Origin of the sequence: Arthrobacter sp. V1I9, from assembly GCF_030817075.1 — a bacterium.
GTDB lineage: Bacteria > Actinomycetota > Actinomycetes > Actinomycetales > Micrococcaceae > Arthrobacter.
The window spans coordinates 2,893,647-2,909,904 of sequence record NZ_JAUSYU010000001.1 but is presented as its reverse complement, the minus strand read 5'-3'; the positions used below and the strand labels follow the sequence as shown (position 1 = coordinate 2,909,904).

At 65.8% G+C, this 16,258-nt stretch carries 12 protein-coding genes; 4 read left to right on the top strand and 8 right to left on the bottom strand.

Annotation, left to right across the window (positions count from 1 at the left end; genetic code table 11):
- Nucleotides 1-12: 12 nt before the first annotated feature.
- The 5 genes from QFZ70_RS13605 to QFZ70_RS13585 all read right to left on the bottom strand — a co-directional run bounded on the left by QFZ70_RS13605 (nt 13) and on the right by QFZ70_RS13585 (nt 5,400).
- Nucleotides 13-756, bottom strand: coding sequence for a YqjF family protein (locus tag QFZ70_RS13605; RefSeq protein ID WP_307096359.1), 744 nt, complete (start codon nt 754-756; stop codon nt 13-15).
- Nucleotides 757-1,066: 310 nt separating this feature from the next.
- On the bottom strand, nt 1,067-3,058 hold the full coding sequence (locus QFZ70_RS13600) for an HNH endonuclease signature motif containing protein (protein WP_307096357.1): 1,992 nt from the start codon (nt 3,056-3,058) through the stop codon (nt 1,067-1,069).
- 85 nt (nt 3,059-3,143) lie between these two features.
- Nucleotides 3,144-3,536: a DUF1622 domain-containing protein gene (locus QFZ70_RS13595; RefSeq protein ID WP_307096355.1), complete on the bottom strand. Its 393-nt coding sequence runs from the start codon at nt 3,534-3,536 to the stop codon at nt 3,144-3,146.
- Between the two features lie 85 nt (nt 3,537-3,621).
- On the bottom strand, nt 3,622-4,482 hold the full coding sequence (locus QFZ70_RS13590) for an SDR family oxidoreductase (protein ID WP_307096353.1): 861 nt from the start codon (nt 4,480-4,482) through the stop codon (nt 3,622-3,624).
- 3 nt (nt 4,483-4,485) lie between these two features.
- The gene (locus QFZ70_RS13585; RefSeq protein WP_307096351.1) at nt 4,486-5,400 is read right to left on the bottom strand and encodes an MSMEG_6728 family protein; all 915 of its coding nucleotides are present in this window, start codon (nt 5,398-5,400) and stop codon (nt 4,486-4,488) included.
- A gap of 156 nt (nt 5,401-5,556) precedes the next feature.
- Here QFZ70_RS13585 and QFZ70_RS13580 point away from each other — a divergent pair, with 156 nt between their 5' ends.
- On the top strand, nt 5,557-6,147 hold the full coding sequence (locus QFZ70_RS13580) for a hypothetical protein (protein WP_307096349.1): 591 nt from the start codon (nt 5,557-5,559) through the stop codon (nt 6,145-6,147).
- Nucleotides 6,148-6,310: 163 nt separating this feature from the next.
- Here the strand turns inward: QFZ70_RS13580 and QFZ70_RS13575 are convergent, their stop codons facing one another.
- Nucleotides 6,311-7,000, bottom strand: coding sequence for a transglycosylase family protein (locus QFZ70_RS13575; protein ID WP_307096347.1), 690 nt, complete (start codon nt 6,998-7,000; stop codon nt 6,311-6,313).
- A gap of 170 nt (nt 7,001-7,170) precedes the next feature.
- The gene (gene uvrA / locus QFZ70_RS13570; RefSeq protein ID WP_307096346.1) at nt 7,171-9,747 is read right to left on the bottom strand and encodes an excinuclease ABC subunit UvrA; all 2,577 of its coding nucleotides are present in this window, start codon (nt 9,745-9,747) and stop codon (nt 7,171-7,173) included.
- A 48-nt stretch (nt 9,748-9,795) separates the two neighbouring features.
- Here uvrA and QFZ70_RS13565 point away from each other — a divergent pair, with 48 nt between their 5' ends.
- The 3 genes from QFZ70_RS13565 to QFZ70_RS13555 all read left to right on the top strand — a co-directional run bounded on the left by QFZ70_RS13565 (nt 9,796) and on the right by QFZ70_RS13555 (nt 12,521).
- On the top strand, nt 9,796-10,857 hold the full coding sequence (locus QFZ70_RS13565; RefSeq protein WP_307096345.1) for an adenosine deaminase: 1,062 nt from the start codon (nt 9,796-9,798) through the stop codon (nt 10,855-10,857).
- Nucleotides 10,858-11,120: 263 nt separating this feature from the next.
- Nucleotides 11,121-12,047 (top strand): glycosidase, encoded by a 927-nt coding sequence (locus QFZ70_RS13560; protein WP_307096343.1) that lies wholly within the window; start codon nt 11,121-11,123, stop codon nt 12,045-12,047.
- Nucleotides 12,048-12,194: 147 nt separating this feature from the next.
- Nucleotides 12,195-12,521, top strand: coding sequence for an acylphosphatase (locus QFZ70_RS13555; protein WP_307096342.1), 327 nt, complete (start codon nt 12,195-12,197; stop codon nt 12,519-12,521).
- A gap of 92 nt (nt 12,522-12,613) precedes the next feature.
- Here QFZ70_RS13555 and QFZ70_RS13550 read toward each other — a convergent pair whose 3' ends face one another.
- Complete coding sequence (locus QFZ70_RS13550) at nt 12,614-16,228, bottom strand: TM0106 family RecB-like putative nuclease (RefSeq protein ID WP_307096341.1); 3,615 nt, start codon at nt 16,226-16,228, stop codon at nt 12,614-12,616.
- Between the last annotated feature and the right edge of the window lie 30 nt (nt 16,229-16,258).

The window sequence follows — 16,258 nt, the reverse complement described above, 5'->3', positions numbered from 1 at the left end:
CTTCGGGGCCAGCTATCGGCCGAGGAAACGGGGCCGGCCGAATTGGGTCCGGACCCCAGGCGAATACAGAACAGACTCCGGCGGGCCGTCCACTTCAATCCCCGCGGCTGCCATCAACCCATCGTTCAGTTCCAGCACGTTTGCCCCGTACAGGGGCCATGGTTCGTGTGTATTAGGGATGTAGAGCGTTTGGCCCTTGAAAGTGCTATGCAGCCCGAAACGTGCAGTGAGATGAGTGGACAGGGGATCCTCCACGAACTTACCAAGATCCAGCGCCGCGCGAAATCTGCTGCTGGCGCCCTGCCTGAACCGGCGAACTGAGTAGCTGGTGACAGGGGACCTGGCGGAGGGCGGCTCGTAACCTGTGCGCGACCAGACATAGGGCAAGCCAGCCGCCCGAGCGGCCAGGACCACGGGCAGCCGGTTGGCGTCCAGGCTCAGAAAAACCACACCACGTGTACCGTCAGTCTCCCTGGAGTAAAGGCGGACGTTGACCTCAGTGAAACTCCCCAGGTGGGGGATGCCTGGCCCGCGTCCAATCCCAGCCTTCTTCATGCGGAAGCCGATAAGGCCCGCCCAGGAGCTTCCGTCGAAGGTGTCCGGCTGCACGCCCCGAGGCATAAACCGGGCAGCAACGGGTTCCGGAATGCGCCAGTGGAGGAAAACGGCGTCGATCCATTGCTGATCCATGATGACAGGAAGAGGCAGCTCCTCCGGCAACGGCCACCGCGCCGCCCCGTCCTGGTGCTGTTTCATCGCCCTCCTGCTGATTCATCGCGTGGGTATCTGGGGAAGATGGCCACCGCCCTGAGGAATGACCGCGGGAAAATCCATGCTGACTTGGCGTTGGTCGTTGCAGTGATGCTGTGAAGCCTAACGGAGCCCGTCGGAAACCAGCAGGAGCCCTCCGGGTTGGGAGGTACGGCTTGCTGGATGTGCGACGGGTGGCAACTCCGTCGTCGGTGGGAACCTGTGGATTCCTCCCGGGACAGAGCTGCTTTACGGGCCGGGCGCCGTATTCCTGCCTGGTTGTCATTCCGGCGGTGTTCATTACGGTGGCGGGCCCTCACTGTCGGGTGGGTGGTGGGGATGGTTTGAAGTAGGTGTTTTGTTGGGGTTTTTGGTGGGGGTCGATGTGTTTTGGGGGTGTGTACCAGGGGGTGCCGTTGATGGTGGTGATGGTCCATTGGTCTTTGTGGATCAGGTGGTGGTGGCCGGTGCAGAGGAGTGCGCCGTTGTTGATGGTGGTGGGGCCGCCGTGGGACCAGTAGGTGATGTGGTGGGCTTCGCACCAGGGGGCGGGGATGGTGCAGTGGGGGAAGGTGCAGCCTTGGTCGCGGGCGGTGAGGGCGAGGCGTTGGGTGGGGGTGAAGAGCCGGTTTTTGCGGCCGAGGTCGAGTAGTTCGCCGTGGGTGCCGAGGATGGCGGGGATGATGTCGGCGTCGCAGGCGATTTTGCGGAGGGTCGCCGGGGCGGCGGGTCCGGTGAAGGCGAAGTTCCCCGTGCCGTTGCCGTTGCCGGTGCGGGGTGGGTTGTTGTCGGGGTGGGGGAGGAGGCCCTGGTAGTTGATGGTGGCGATGATTTGGGGTCGGTTGCCGCCGGTGCCGGGCAGGGCGTTGGTGGCGAGGGCAACCTTGGCGGCGCCGATGAGGCCGTCGAGTTGTTTCTGTGGCCGGGTGCGGCGGTCCAGGTCAGGGTCGCCGTGAGCCCAACCGTCCTGTCCGGTGCCGGTGCCGGTGCCAGTCGCAGTGCCGGTGCTGGTGCTGGTGGTGGTGCGGGGGTTGGTGGCGGTGTTCATGACGGTGAGGAGGTGTTCGTACTGGTCGGTGGTGGCGAAGATCTCGAGGTGGTGCAGGCCGTGGCGGGGTTTGCGGATGAACGCGCCCTGGGTGTGGCGGAGGGCTTCTTCGCTGGGTTCGGTGCCGTCGGCGTCGATGGTGTCGGCCCAGCGGCGGGCGACGCGGGTGAGGAAGTCCGGGTCCGTTGTCGCGGCGGTGGTGGTGAGGTTCTCCTCGATCAGCGCGAGTTTCTCCGGGGTGGTGAGGTGTTGGAGCCGGTTCAGGGTCAGGCTGATGATGGTCCCGGCACGGGATGACACGGCCGGGCAGGCCGGGGCCTGACCGGGCAGCAGGACTGCACCGGCGCCGTTGGTGTCCTCCTTGGTGTCCTCGGTGTCAGGGTCGGAGTTTGGGGCGGTGTCGTCGGGGTTTGTGGCTGGTGTGGGGGTGAGGGCGGCGGCGAGGTGTTCGCGCGGGGCCGGGATGGTGTCGCCGGTGAGCGTGGTCGCGGGGAGGATGTCCGCGGCGAGGGCGAGACGGCGGTGGGCTTCACTCTTGCTTATACGCAGCCGTTGGCGGAGGAATTCGGCGGTGTTGGCGCACCCGTCATCGGCCGGTGAGGTGATGACCCGGTCACGACCGGCCGTCGCAGTCCCGCCAGGGCCGGCAGGTGCTTCACTGGGCCAGGCTGCGTCGGTTTCGTTCAGGGTTTCCACGCCGTTGTCCCAGCCGGTGACCCAGCCCTTGCCCGTGCGGGAGCGGCCGGCCCGGGCGGCGTCCGCGGCGGCGATGGCCCCTGTGCGGGTCCGGTCCACGGCGCCGGCGGCAAGGATCTGCAGGTACTCCACGCCCCGGGAGAGGTCCTCAACCTGCCCGGCGAAATCAGCGGCCTCCACGTAGTCAGCCGAAGCCAGCAAACCAGGTGCAGCAGCAGCGGCAGCAGCCAGAAGCCGGCCAATATCTGCCAGGCTGACCGGCGCACCGGCACCGGCACCTCGCCTGTCCGCAGAGTCCAGGGGCGCGGCCTGAACCGGCACAGCTTCGGAGGACTCAGCTTCACCCGGCACAGCTTCACCCGGCACAAATTCAGCCGGCAGAGCTTCGACAGACTCAACTTCGCGAGGTGTGTGCGTGGCGGGACCGACGCGAAGGCGAGGTCTGGAACTGGGGCAAGCGCCGTCGTCGTACGCTCCAGGGCCATGTGCGGGACTGGTTCCAGCCCGCGTCAGCACGGCAGTGGAACCGCCGAACTCCGCAAGCTGATCCCCCAGGGCTTCCATAGGACAACTCTGCCAAAGACCACCGGCAAAAGTGCGTGCAGAAGTTGCTATGTGGATAACTTACGCAGGACGCATCCCAAAAAAATCAGCGCGAGGTGGCTTCCGCGGAATCCGACGTACGTTCTTCCTTCTGCCACGGCCAGCGTCCCGTAATTTCCAGCTCCAACGAGAAGCTCAGGAACGTCCGGATCAGCACAATCATGGCCAAGACTCCCACGCTTTCGAACGTCGGCGTGACAGCCACAGTGCGAATGATGTCGGCCGCCACCAGGAGTTCGAGGCCCAACAAAATGGATCTGCCCAGCAGCTGCCGATAAAGGCGGTAGGTGCTGAGGCTTTCAGCCCCCGCCGGTAAGTTGCGCGGCTGGTGTCCGCGGAGCGCCAGCGGAATGGAAACCAGCGCCCCGATGACCATAACGGCCACTCCGGCAAAGTCGACAAATTCTCCGACCGTCTCGATGATGTGCCGAAAATCCATGGTTCCTGTCTCACTCGCGTCGCGTCAAAGCTGTTGGCGTCCAGGTGACAGCCTAAGCGCTGATACTCAGGGGAAAGGCCACAACCTACGGGTGCCGGACCCCGTTCCCGGCAAGAATGTCACGGTAGCCCTCGCGGAACGACGGAAAGTTGAACTCGAAACCAGTGTTTCGCAGGAGTCGGTTCCGGCAGCGCTTGTTACCGCCGCGCGCCGGCCCGGCGTCTCCCAGTGGGGGCTCGGCCAGGCCCATCTCGGCGGCCAGGAAACGGAGCACGGTACCGAGGTCGGCGGGTTCGTCGTCCACACCAACATAAACGGGCGACAGTTCGAGAGCCATGGTGGCGAGATGAACGATCGCAGCAGCGGCATCGTCGCGATGGATACGGTTGGTGTACCGGACATCTTCCGGAATGATGGCTGAACCGCTGCGTACCTGGTCGATCAACCGGGTCCTGCCCGGGCCGTAGATGCCGCCAAGACGCAGCGAGACCGCCTCGGTTCGTGTCCCCTCGAACCTGGCGTGCAGGAGTTCTTCGGCTTCGAAAAGGACCCGTCCGGAGAATCCGCCGGGAACCGCTGCGGTACCCTCATCAACCCAGCCGCCGCCGGCGTCGCCATAAACAGCGGTGGAGGAGATAAAGAGCACCCGCTCCGGCGTAACGCCGTCGCGCTCCAACGCGTCAAGGACGTGCGTGAGGCCCCGCATGTACGCGTCCCGGTAGGACTCCTCTGTTGGTGAGTCGGCGGCTACAGCTATCACGACGGCGGTGGTGTCGGCAGGCACCGGCGGAAGGTTGGGAGCGCTCAGGTCAGCCGCCACGCCTTCGATAACCGGCGGCAGCTTCGCAGGTGAGCGGCGCCAGCCCACAACCCGGTGACCCTGCGCGGCGAACCGCAGTCCGGCTTCCGTTCCAAGATCGCCGCAACCGGCCAGGAGGATCGTCATGCCCTACGGTGCCTCCACCGGGAAGAACACCCGGGGGTCCTGCAGGAGTGCCGGGTAAGCGAAGGCAGACCTGTCGATGATCTCGGTGACGGTGAAGTTCCTGCCGAACCTGCCGTCCTCGAGAGTGATGGGCCGGCCCACTACCTGCCCGACCGCAAACTTCGTACCGTGCTCGAACGGGACAGCCACGGGGGTCTTTCCGGGGAGCGTGGAGAAGGCTTCCTCCTGAGCCAGGCGCTTGCGGGTGGGCTTCTTCACCAGCTGCTTCGGCGGTGCCTTGCGCGGCTGCTTGGAGGGGCGGCGGGACGAGTCCTCAATGTATACAGGGGTGTAGTCGTCGTCGGCATCAGTAGCGGCGGCAGCCGTGAAACCATGCACCGGCGGCAGTGCCACCGTGTCCAGCGTCTGGGGATCGACGTCATGATGCGGCGACCGGAGGATCCAGAGAATGTCCCCCTCGGGTTCCTGCGGCAGGAACTCGTGCTTGGGCTCGGGCCAGAGGTAGTCCATGTCCGGAACCGCGTCCGTGAAGACGGAGCTGTAGAACTTCGGCTCCTTGCGCACAAGCTTGGAGCGGTGGCTGAGGTGGAAGTCCGAATCGCCAAGCCACGGCGGCATCGGAATTTTTGAAGCGTAGTCCGGGTGGGCGGCCTGAGGAGCGAACTCTGTGATGTTGGCGCGGGTCTTGTCCGGGTGCCCGCGTTGGGTCCATTCGTCCACCATCGCCAACCCGTACATGGTCAGCGCGGGCACGTACCCCATCCACATCCGGATGGCCGGGTGGGTCTGCCAGCCGTATCCGGGAATCACCAGTGCACGGAGCGTCTGCAGGGCTTCGACACGCTGCTTGCCGAGCCGGGCAGTATCCAAGGACGCGGCGCTCTGCCGGAAGTCGGGGTACGGAAGGAATGTTTGCATCCCTTCAGTCTGACGGCAGCCGGCTGATGTGCCAATTGCAGTGCCGGGCACCACAAACGCGGCACCCAGATGTTCATATCGTGGACCATTACATACACCGGATGGACGGAACCACTAAGATCACCGCAACCACCCCAGCGTTCTGGAAGCCCTCTCATGACATTCACACCTGAAAACTCCGCCGGAAACACACGCTCCTTCGCGCCCCGCTACGGGCAGATGCTGAGCCCGGAAGCTAAGGGCATCCTGGTCCTTGACGAATTCACCCTCGACCCCGAAGCCGCCATCAAGGAGCAGCATGGCTTCCTCGCCGGCGTGGCCGCCGTCGCCACCACTATGCGCCGCATCGCCGCGTTGCGCGTGGTGATCGCGGCCGTGGCCATCGCTAATCTGCCGCTCTTCCTGCTCTCCAGCGGATGGTGGATTTACGGCGTCTCACTCACCCTCGTCGTCGGCGTCCATGCTGCCGTCACCTGGCTGAACCGGCACGAGCCGAGGCTGAAGCAGCGGTCTGCCCTGGAACTGCACCTGCACCGCGAACGCAGCGCCAACTACCGCAAGGTCCGCGATGCCGTGAAGTACATGATCGATACCCCCAGCCGGATGAACGAGCACCTCTACCTGGAGCTCCTGGCCGCCAAACGCGTTGCCCTCAACCTGGCGCACGGCACCGTTGCCCTTTTGGACACGAGCGACGACGCCGCCTGGAAGGTGCGCATCGTCCGTGAGTTGCCGGCAGCCAGCTAAGCATCCGGCTTCAATAACTTAAAGAAAAGTACGACGCCGGCCCGCCCCTTGTGGGGGCGTGCCGGCGTCGTTCTGTGGTCAACGGAATTTGTCTATCGCCGACCGATTGGGGAGCCCTTGCGGGCGTCAGGCACTACCGTGCCACGTTCGCGCGGGAAAGGATTCACGCGGGAAGCTGGATGACCTGTCCTTCGAAGACGAGGTTCGGATCTGAAATGGTGTCCAGGTTCGCGTCGGCAAGGTGCTGCCAGCCGCCGTCGACACCCAGTTTCTCAGCCACGATGCTCAAGGTGTCGCCGGCCTGCAGGGTGTAGGTCTCGCCGCTCAGGGCAACCGCGGTGACGTGCTTGGCGACGGGCGCCTGGGCAGCGGGCGCGTTCTGAACCGGGGCAGCCTGAACCGGCGCGGCCTGGACCGGGGCAGCCTGAACCGGTGCGGCCTGGACTGGGGCAACCTGGGCAGGTGCGGCCTGGACCGGCACGCTTTGTGGTGCGACGCCGGTGCCGCCCCCGCTGAGGCCGAGCTGCGCGGCGCAGGATGGCCAGGCACCCCAGCCCTGGGACGCCTGGACCTTCTCGGCGACCGCAATTTGCTGCTCGCGGCTGGCGTCCGCGGCGGAACCCGTGCCGCCGTAGGCTGCCCACGTGCTGGGGCTGAATTGAAGGCCGCCGCTGTAGCCATTGCCGGTGTTGGTGGCCCAGTTGCCGCCGCTCTCACACTGCGCGACGGCGTCCCAAGTGGAGGCGCTTGTAGCGGCGTTTGCCCCGGTGGCCGAGAGAGCGATCCCTGCGGCTGAAATGGCGGCTACGGTGGCGCCGCGGCGCGCGGCAGTACGGAATCTAGTGTGTTTCATAATGGTGATGCTCCTGAAGGCCACCTGCGCTGGCTCCGTCCCCGGAGATCGTCGCGCCACTGCCCACCCCTGACGAATAGAGGTCATTTTCGGTGGCTGCCAGCTGGGCAGTTCTGGTGGGGGCAGCACCGGGCATTCATGCGCCCACGTTCGCGGGCATGCATTTCACGCTAGGACATAGCCCCGGCGTTATCAAATCGAGATTTTTCTGGGCGTTGGCTGGTGCTTTCCTGACGGAGTGCCGCGGCCAGGTAGGGGGCGGTGCGGCTTTCAGGGGACTGTGCGACGACGGCGGGTGTCCCGGTTGCCATGATTTGTCCGCCTTTGTCCCCGCCTGACGGCCCCAGATCAATCACCCAGTCGGCGCCGGCCACCACTGCCATCTCGTGCTCAACAACCACCACCGAGTTTCCTGCCTCCACCAGGCCGTGGAGTTGCGCCATCAGCAGTTCCACGTCAGCGGGGTGCAGGCCGGTGGTTGGTTCGTCCAACAGATACAGGGTGTGGCCGCGTTGGGCCCGCTGTAGTTCCGTGGCCAGTTTAATGCGTTGCGCCTCCCCGCCCGAAAGCTCAGTGGCCGGCTGCCCGAGCCGGAGATAGCCGAGCCCGACGTCCTGCAGGCTTTTGAGGCTCCGCGCCGCGGCAGGGACGTGGGCCAGGAACTCTGCGGCGATGTCCACCGTCATGGCCAGCACTTCGGCCACGTTCCGGCCGCGGTACTGCACCTCAAGCGTTTCCGGGTTGTAGCGGGACCCGGCACATTCAGGGCAGGGGCCGTAGCTGCCGGGCAGGAAGAGCAGTTCGACGGCAACAAAGCCCTCGCCCTGGCAGGTTTCACAGCGCCCGCCGGCCACGTTGAAGGAGAACCTGCCGGCACCGAAGCCGCGCGCCCTTGCTGAGTCAGTGGCGGCAAAAATCTTGCGGACCGCGTCAAAAAGCCCCGTGTAGGTCGCGAGGTTGGAGCGCGGCGTCCGGCCGATGGGCTTCTGGTCCACCGTCACCAGGCGATCGATGTGGTCGCTTCCGGTCACGGTTCCCAGCGCCAGGGGCTCCGCGGTTTCGTCCGGCTCCAGGGGCGTCCTGAGCCCCGAGCCCACCACTTCGCCCAGCACTCGGCTCACCAGGGTGGACTTGCCGGAACCTGAAACACCGGTGACGGCAGTCAGGACGCCAAGTGGAAAACGGGCGTCCAGTCCCCGCAGGTTGTGCCGGCTGACGTCTTTCAGCTCCAGCCATCCGGCAGGCTCCCGTGTTTGGTCCTTGCGCGTATCGTCGGCGACCTGCGGCAGCGCTTCGCCAAACAGGAAGGGCCTCGTGACGGATGCCTCGACGCCGGCGAGCCCGTCCACGGGTCCGCTGTAGAGCACCTCGCCGCCGCCTTCGCCGGCGCGTGGGCCGACGTCCACCAGCCAGTCCGCCTTGCGGACCACATCCATGTTGTGCTCCACCACGAACACCGAGTTGCCGGAGGACTTCAGTTGCTCCAGCACGTCCAGCAGGGGCTCGGCGTCGGCCGGGTGGAGCCCTGCGGACGGTTCGTCCAGCACGTAGATCACGCCGAAGAGGCCGGAACGCAGTTGGGTGGCGATGCGAAGCCGCTGCATCTCGCCCGGCGACAAAGTGGGCGTCGCGCGGCCCAGAGCAAGATAGCCGAGCCCGAGGTCCAGCAGGACAGTGATGCGCTGGAGCAGGTCCCTGGTGATGGCCACGGCAACCTCGTTCGACTCACCGGAGACATGCGTGCGCGAGGCTGTGCCGGCGTCGTGCAGCTGGGAGGTGGGGCGGACGATCTCCGCAAGGTCCACCATGGGAAGGCGGTTGAGCTCCGCGATGCTCCGTCCCGCAAACGTGACGGCCAGGGCCTCCGGCGTCAGCCCGGTGCCTGAACAGCGTGGGCACGGCCCGGACTCCATGAACGCAAGCACCCGCTCCCGCATTGAGGCGCTTTGCGAATCGGCCAGCGTATGGAGCACGTAGCTCCTCGCGCTCCAGAAGCGCCCCTTGTACGGTTTGGCCACGCGGTCCCGCTGGGGCGTCACCTCCACCACGGGCTGTTCCTCGGTGAAGAGGATCCAGTCGCGGTGCTTCTTTGGCAGCTTGCGCCACGGGGTGTCCACGTCGTAGCCCAGATGGGTGAGGATGTCCCGCAGGTTCTTTCCCTGCCACGCGCCGGGCCAGGCAGCGATGGCGCCGTCGCGGATGCTCAAGGACGGATCCGGGACGAGCGAGGACTCAGTGACGGTGTGCGCGGTGCCCAAGCCGTGGCATTCCCGGCACGCCCCTGCGGCGGTGTTGGGGGAGAACGCGTCCGAGTCTAGCTGGGTGCTACCGGCGGGGTACGTGCCTGCGCGGGAAAAGAGCATGCGCAGGGAGTTGGAGAGCGTGGTGACCGTTCCCACCGTTGACCTGCTGCTGGGTGCGCCGCGGCGCTGTTGAAGCGCGACGGCGGGCGGCAGGCCGCTGATCAGCTCCACCTTGGGATTGTGCCCCTGCTGGATGAGCCGGCGGGCATAAGGGGCCACGGACTCGAAGTAGCGGCGCTGGGCTTCTGCGTAAATGGTGCCGAACGCAAGCGACGACTTTCCGGAGCCGGAAACCCCGGTGAACGCCACGATCGCATCGCGCGGAACGTCAACGTCCACGTTGCGCAGATTGTTTTCACGGGCTCCGCGCACCCGGACGAAGCCGTCGGTTGCGTGGGCAGGAGCTGGATATTGCAGGTCATCAGCGTGCTTTGCATTCTGCATTGGTTCGACTCTAGTGGCGTTTCCGGCGGAGGGCATTATCCTGACCGGATGGATAACTTTGCGGGCGGTACTGCCGCGCCTGAAACCGAGCCCGTCGCAGTTGAGCCCGAGGTCCCCACCAGGCTCCTCCCGGTGGCGGAGCTGCACCTCCATATCGAGGGGACACTTCAGCCGGAGCTGATCTTTGCGCTCGCGGAACGCAACGGCATCGCGTTGCCCTACAGCGGGATTGACGAGCTCCGGGCGCGGTACGAGTTCACCGACCTGCAGTCCTTCCTTGACCTGTACTACGCCAACATGGCCGTTCTGCAGACGGAACAGGACTTCGCCGACATGACCCGCGCCTACCTTGAGCGGGCTGCCGCGGCCGGCGTCCGGCACGCCGAAATCATGCTGGACCCGCAGGCGCACATCTCCCGCGGCATCCCCTTGGAGACCTGCGTCAATGGCGTGGCCTCAGTCCTGGCGACGTCCGAGGAAGACCACGGGATCTCCACCATGCTGATCGCGGCGTTCCTGCGCGATCTTTCCGAGGAGTCGGCGCTGGAAGTCCTGGATAGGCTGTTGGCCATCAACGCGCCCATCGGAGCGATCGGGCTGGACTCAGCAGAGGTGGGGAATCCGCCGTCGAAGTTTGAGCGGCTTTACGCCAAGGCACGTGAAGCGGGGCTCCGCCTGACGGCCCACGCAGGCGAGGAGGGGCCGGCGTCGTACATTATTGAGGCCCTGGACATCCTCGGCGTGGAGCGCATCGACCACGGCATCCGCTGCATGGACGATCCCGACCTGGTGGAGCGCCTTGTGGACGCCCGGATCCCGCTGACCGTCTGCCCGTTGTCCAACGTCCGGCTGCGCGCCGTCGACACCCTGGCCAACCACCCCCTGCCCGCCATGCTCGCTGCCGGGCTCAACGTTTCCGTGAATTCGGACGATCCCGCCTACTTTGGCGGCTACGTGGATGACAACTTCACGCAGCTGGAAGCGGCCTTCGAACTCTCCGATTTCGACAAGGCCCGACTGGCGGCGAACTCCATCCATTCGTCCTTCGCCTCCGAGGAGCGGAAGGCGGAACTGCTGGACGAACTGAACCGCGGAGAAGTCACGCACTGACGCCCGTTGTGTCTCACGCAACAAGCGCTCGGTTATACCGCTAAACTGGGTGCCGCAGACGTGTCTGGGACGTGCCGGGTGGCATCCATGTCAGCACTACGGGGTTGTGAAGCCAGCCCCGAAACCTGAGACCCCAGACTCACTTGCCGGAATGTCCGCTTAATAGTCGGTCACGACACGCAGAGTTAACCATTTCAAGTCGCGCGATTTAACGGGCAGTTGGCAAGATGCCTAAGACCGATCGCTTTTATAAAAGGGGAATCATGGCCAAGTCCACCGCAGAAAACACCTTCCTTCGACTCAAGACCGTGCTGGATGTCCTGACCGAAGGCGTGTGGTCCGGCGATGCACTGAACGCGGGCGAGGTCCTCGCGGAGGCTACGGCACGCGTGCCGTTCAACGAGCACGAGGGCGAGCTGCTCAGCGGCGGCATTCCCCGTGGCCACAAGACGCTGACTTCAGCCACGGCCAAGCTTGTCAAGGCCGGCTGGCTCGTCAAGGGCCGCTCCGGCTGGACCATCACCGAAGACGGTATGCGCGCCACGGTCGCCTACCCGGATCCGGTGTCCTTCGCCACCGCGCTCGACGCCGGAACCCCCGTTCCTGCCGACACCCCGGTTCCCACGGCTCCCGCAGGCTTCGTCCGCAGGACGAGCGCAGTTCCCCTGGCAGCAGTGCCGGCAGCGGGCCCGGCCAAGACGGAGACCAAGAAGGCCGCCGCGAAGAAGACTCCTGGAAAGAAGGCCGCTGCAGCCGTAGGCAAAGCAGCCAAAGTGATCGAGGACGCCGTCGAACCCGTGGTGAAGGCAGTGCGTGGCAAGGCTCCTGCCAAGACCCCGGAAGCCGAAACTGCTGCCGAGCCGGTTGAGGACGCGGACGTCGAGACGCACCCGCAGCCCGAAGCTGTGGCTGTTGCGGGCGACTTCAACACCATCCTCGGTGCGCCCGAGAACTGGGCGCCGCAGTACGACGAAGCCCAGATGGAGTTCGATTTCCTGGACCAGCTCTGGAAGAAGAGCGCCGAACTGCCGGCCGGCCACTACACCTTCAAGATCGCCCTGAACCGGTCGTGGGACGAGAACTACGGCGCCTTCGGCACCTTCGACGGACCCAACCACGAACTGCACCACGACGGCGGGACGGTCACCATCCGCTACAACCACAGCACCCGCGACATCACCATCAACTAAGTTCCGCCGGCCCAACTGGGTCGCACATTACGTCGTGAAGATCCGTTTTCGGAGCGTTAACTGCGACCCAGTTGGGAAACCAGCCGCTTTACCTGCGGCCGTTGAGCATTCGTGGCGGGTGATTAGTTGGCAAAAGAGGAGAGGCCAATGGGCCCGGAAGGTTCGTCTTCCAGTGCGTCGAATTTGCCTGAGTCCGACGCCGGGGCGGTGCGCTTGACTGCCCGCGTGTTCGGCGTGGTGCAGGGCGTCGGGTTCCGCTTCTGGACGGCGGGCAAGGCGGAGGAGCTGGGCCTCACCGGCGAGGTGAAAAATCTCGACGACGGTTCGGTCTCACTGGTGGCTGAAGGGCCGCAGTGGAAGATCCACGAGCTCAGGTCCTGGTTGAACTCCGACGCCACACCCGGCCGGGTGGAGCGGGTGGAGGACTCGATGTCCCCGGCGGAGGGCAACTTCCGCGGTTTCAGGGCCCGCTGACCCTGGTCACGGGCCTTGCCGCACGAGCGTGGTGCCGCTGAAGTGTGGGATTGTCAGGCTCCCGCTGCATTGCCGCATGCCGTCCGACAACTTCACTCCCGCGGGCTGAGGCCTATAAACGCGCCGAGCTCCTCCAAGGATGCCGGCCGGTGCGGCATGTAGCTGGTGAGCTCGGGGGAGCGGATGATGACCGCCCGCCACTGCCCGCGCGATACCGCCACGTTGATCCGGTTCCTGTTCAGCAGGAACTCGGCCCCGCGGGGCGCCTCGCTGACTGCCGAACAGGCCATCGACACCAGCACCACCGGTGCTTCCTGGCCCTGGAACTTGTCCACTGTTCCCACCCGGACGCCGTTCAGGCCTTCCTCCTCGAGGGCTTTCCGGATCAGGTGGACCTGTGCGTTGTAGGCGGCCACCACCAAAAGGTCGTCCTGGTCCAGGGGCCGGGACTCTGCACCCGCACTGGAAGTCCATTTCAGCCCGAGATGCCGCCGCGCCTGGCGGACCACCTCTGCAGCTTCTTCCTTCGAGGAGGTGGTATTGCCGCTGTGGTTGACGAAAGCTGTTTCAACCCCCGTCGGGCACCCCTCAAGCTCGCGTTGCGAAGCCGCGGGCGCCGCCTGGAGCTTGCCTTCGTAGCTCAGCCGGGAGACCGCACGGCACAGTTCCGGATGCATCCGCCAGCTGTCCGCCAGGAAGTAACCAAGTCTGGCAGGCAGGGTGGCATGTCCCGCAGCCAGCCAGCCCAATGCTGATTCATCCACCGGCTCTGGGTGTGCCCCCTGTGTGACCTGCGGCAGCTGCTGGGGATCACCCAGCAGGAGGAGCCGCTTCGCCGCCCGGGAGACGGCCAGGGTGTTCGCGAGCGAGAACTGCCCGGCCTCGTCAATGACCAGCAGATCCAGCGAACCGGCCGGGACTTCCTTGCCCGTCAAGGTCCATGCTGTGCCGCCTACAAGGCAGCCTCCGGGTGTAGCCAACAGCCGGGCCACGTCTCCGTCCCCGCGCAACTTCCACGGAACGTCGTGCGGTGCCGAGAGTTTCTTGGCGACTGCAGCGGGATCCACGCCGCCGGTGTTGATGGCACAGCACAGCAGGTTTTCGACGACGTTGTGCGACTGGCCCACCACGCCGATCTTCCAGCCTTCAGCGACGAGTTGGGCAATGACATGGGCGCCGACGTAGGTCTTTCCCGTGCCAGGCGGTCCCTGGACCGCGAGGTAGGAGCGGTCGAGATCGCGGACGGAATCAGTAATCGCAGTGGCATAGTCGGCTGAGCCGTCCGGCCCGTGGGGGACCTCCACGGGCTGCCGGAGCGTGCGGAACCGCGGGGGCTGTTTGCGCAGGATGTCCAGGCCTGGCTGGGCCGGCAGGTCCGGCACAGACGCGCCAACGCTGGCCGCGATTTCCGCGATCGCGGCCTCGATGCTGGCCGTGGCAAGGGGCTGGTCCTCGGTGAGGGCGACGGGGAGGTGCGGGTAGGCCGCAACCTTGCCGGACTCACGCTCGGCGATGGTGATAATGACGTGTTCGGGGTTGTCGGGCGCCGGCGACATGTCACCGATCCTGGTGCCGAATGTAAAGGCCCTTGCTCCAGGAGCGGCGTCGGGCGCGGCCATGCCGTCGGGCGGCGGCGCATCGTAGAGCCGGCACCAGCTGGAGTCCGCTCGAAAGTCCGACCCCTCCGTCATGGTGCCCCGAAGGCGCAGTATTCGGGTGCGCATCCGTTCCTTCGGCTTGGCCAGTGCCCAGTCGGAAGCTACTTCGCCCGATTCCACGACGAACACGTTCCGCTGGTCAGACCAGTTCTCGATCGGTGCTTCCACGCGGTCGAAGTGCTGCCACCAGAACTGCTTGCGTTCGCGGCGGTGATAACCGGTAGCGGCAGCCACCATGGCAATGGCGCGTTGGTCGTCTGTCCAGGGAACGTCGTCCGGCAGTCCGGCGAGGTACTCGCCCAGCCTGGACTCCTCCGGAGTTTCCTCCGGTGCGGCCCTGCCTTCGGAGGACGCGGCAACAGCGGGCTGGCCGGCCTCTGCTTCCGGGGTGGCCACGGCGGCGGGCTGCCCGGCAACCTCGAGGAGCCAGTCACGCAGCCGGAGCGTGGACAGGCAGTCGTACTGGTTGTAATCGGAAATCGACGCGAGGACCTTCCCGGCTTCGGCAACGTTCCCCGCATCCCGGGCGGCACAGTACGCTGCGTACGCAACCACGGAGGCTCCGGCGTCCTTGACGTCCCCGGAGCGCAGGTTATTGCCCATGTACAGCGGTTCGAGCTTCTTGATGGAGTACGACGCTTCCGAGATGCGCAGTGACTGCCTAACCGTCGCGTAGAGGTCTACGAGCATGCCCTCCCGGAGCCAGGTGTCAACGGTGTCCTCGCCGGCCTGGTGGGCAAGGGAGAGGTTCCGCAGCGCGGTCTTTTCATAGGCGGCATAGTGGTAGACGTGCATGTCCGGGTAGCGCGCCCGGCGCTCTTCCACGTAGTCCAGAAACTCCAGGAAGGCGCGGCGTTCCTCCGACCGGGAGTGGGCCCAGAACGGGCGGAAAACAGGGTCACCCGGATCACTTGGTACCGGTGCCTCGACCACACCGAACAGGTACTCAATACCCCATGCTCCGGTGGCAGGGTCCTGCCAGAGCGGGTCGCCCTCGAAGTCGAAAAAGATGTCTCCCGGGCTGGGCGCAGGGAGGGACCCGATGGTGTTCTCCGGCAGCACCGTGAACGAGACCGTGTGCGGCTGGCCGTCCTTCGTAAAGGTCCGGGATCCTGCCGGTGCATCCAGGCCCAGCTGCATCCGGGCCTGCGCCCGCAGCCGGACTACAGAATTCCTGGCCTCCTCGGCGGGCATCGCCGCGAGCTCGTCGATGGTGGTGATATTGGCCGCGCGCAGCTTCCTGCGCTGCACCACGGACATCCCTGCCACCATCAGCAGGTCCCGGTGTGCCTGCACCTGCTCGGCGCAGTAGTCGCACCGGCCGCAGTGGACTATCCCCGGCTGCTGCCACTGCACGATGCTCTCAGCGGCCCGGTGCCGCGCAGTCAATTCGCGGAATCGGCGGCGCCGTTCCCGGAAAACAGGCAGCAGGTCCGGAAGCGAGTGGCTGCTGCGGAGCCAGTCGTCACCTATGCGGGTACCCAGCACCAGGGTCACGGTGGGGGAGGGCTCGAGACCCATGCCGAGAAGCTGGTCCCCGTAGGCCGCGAGCTGGAGCAGGGCGCCCACCTTGGCGTGCCGGGCCAGCTTGGTGTCCCAGACCTCGTAACGGCCGGGGCTGCCCGTGCCGGCGGCTTCGTTGACAAGGAAGTCCGCGTAGCCCAGGAACTCGCCGTCGAAGAAGGTGGCCTGGAAAACGACGTCGGCGCCGGAGCGGAGGGCGAGCTCGGTTTCGGCGTGCCTGGCCTGCAGTTCCCCGCGCAGGTTCTGGCCTCTTTCCAAGGAGTAGACGCCCGCCCCGCGGCTGGCGTCCCACTCTCCGTACTTCGCAATCAGGCTGGCGAGGACTGTCTGCTCGTGTTTGTCACCCAGCTCGCCGGCCCGGACCTGCATCTCGTCGGCCTCAAAGACAGCTTTAGGAGAGCGTCCCAGCTTCTCGTCCAGGACCCGGAGCGTGCGGTACTCACATTCGCTGGCGGCCACCAGGTCGCTGGCGGAAAACACCAGGTCCGGCGGCGCGCCAGCTACTGCAGCTTCAAGCAAAAACACGGGGCCTCCCCATCGACAGCCGGGCCGGAG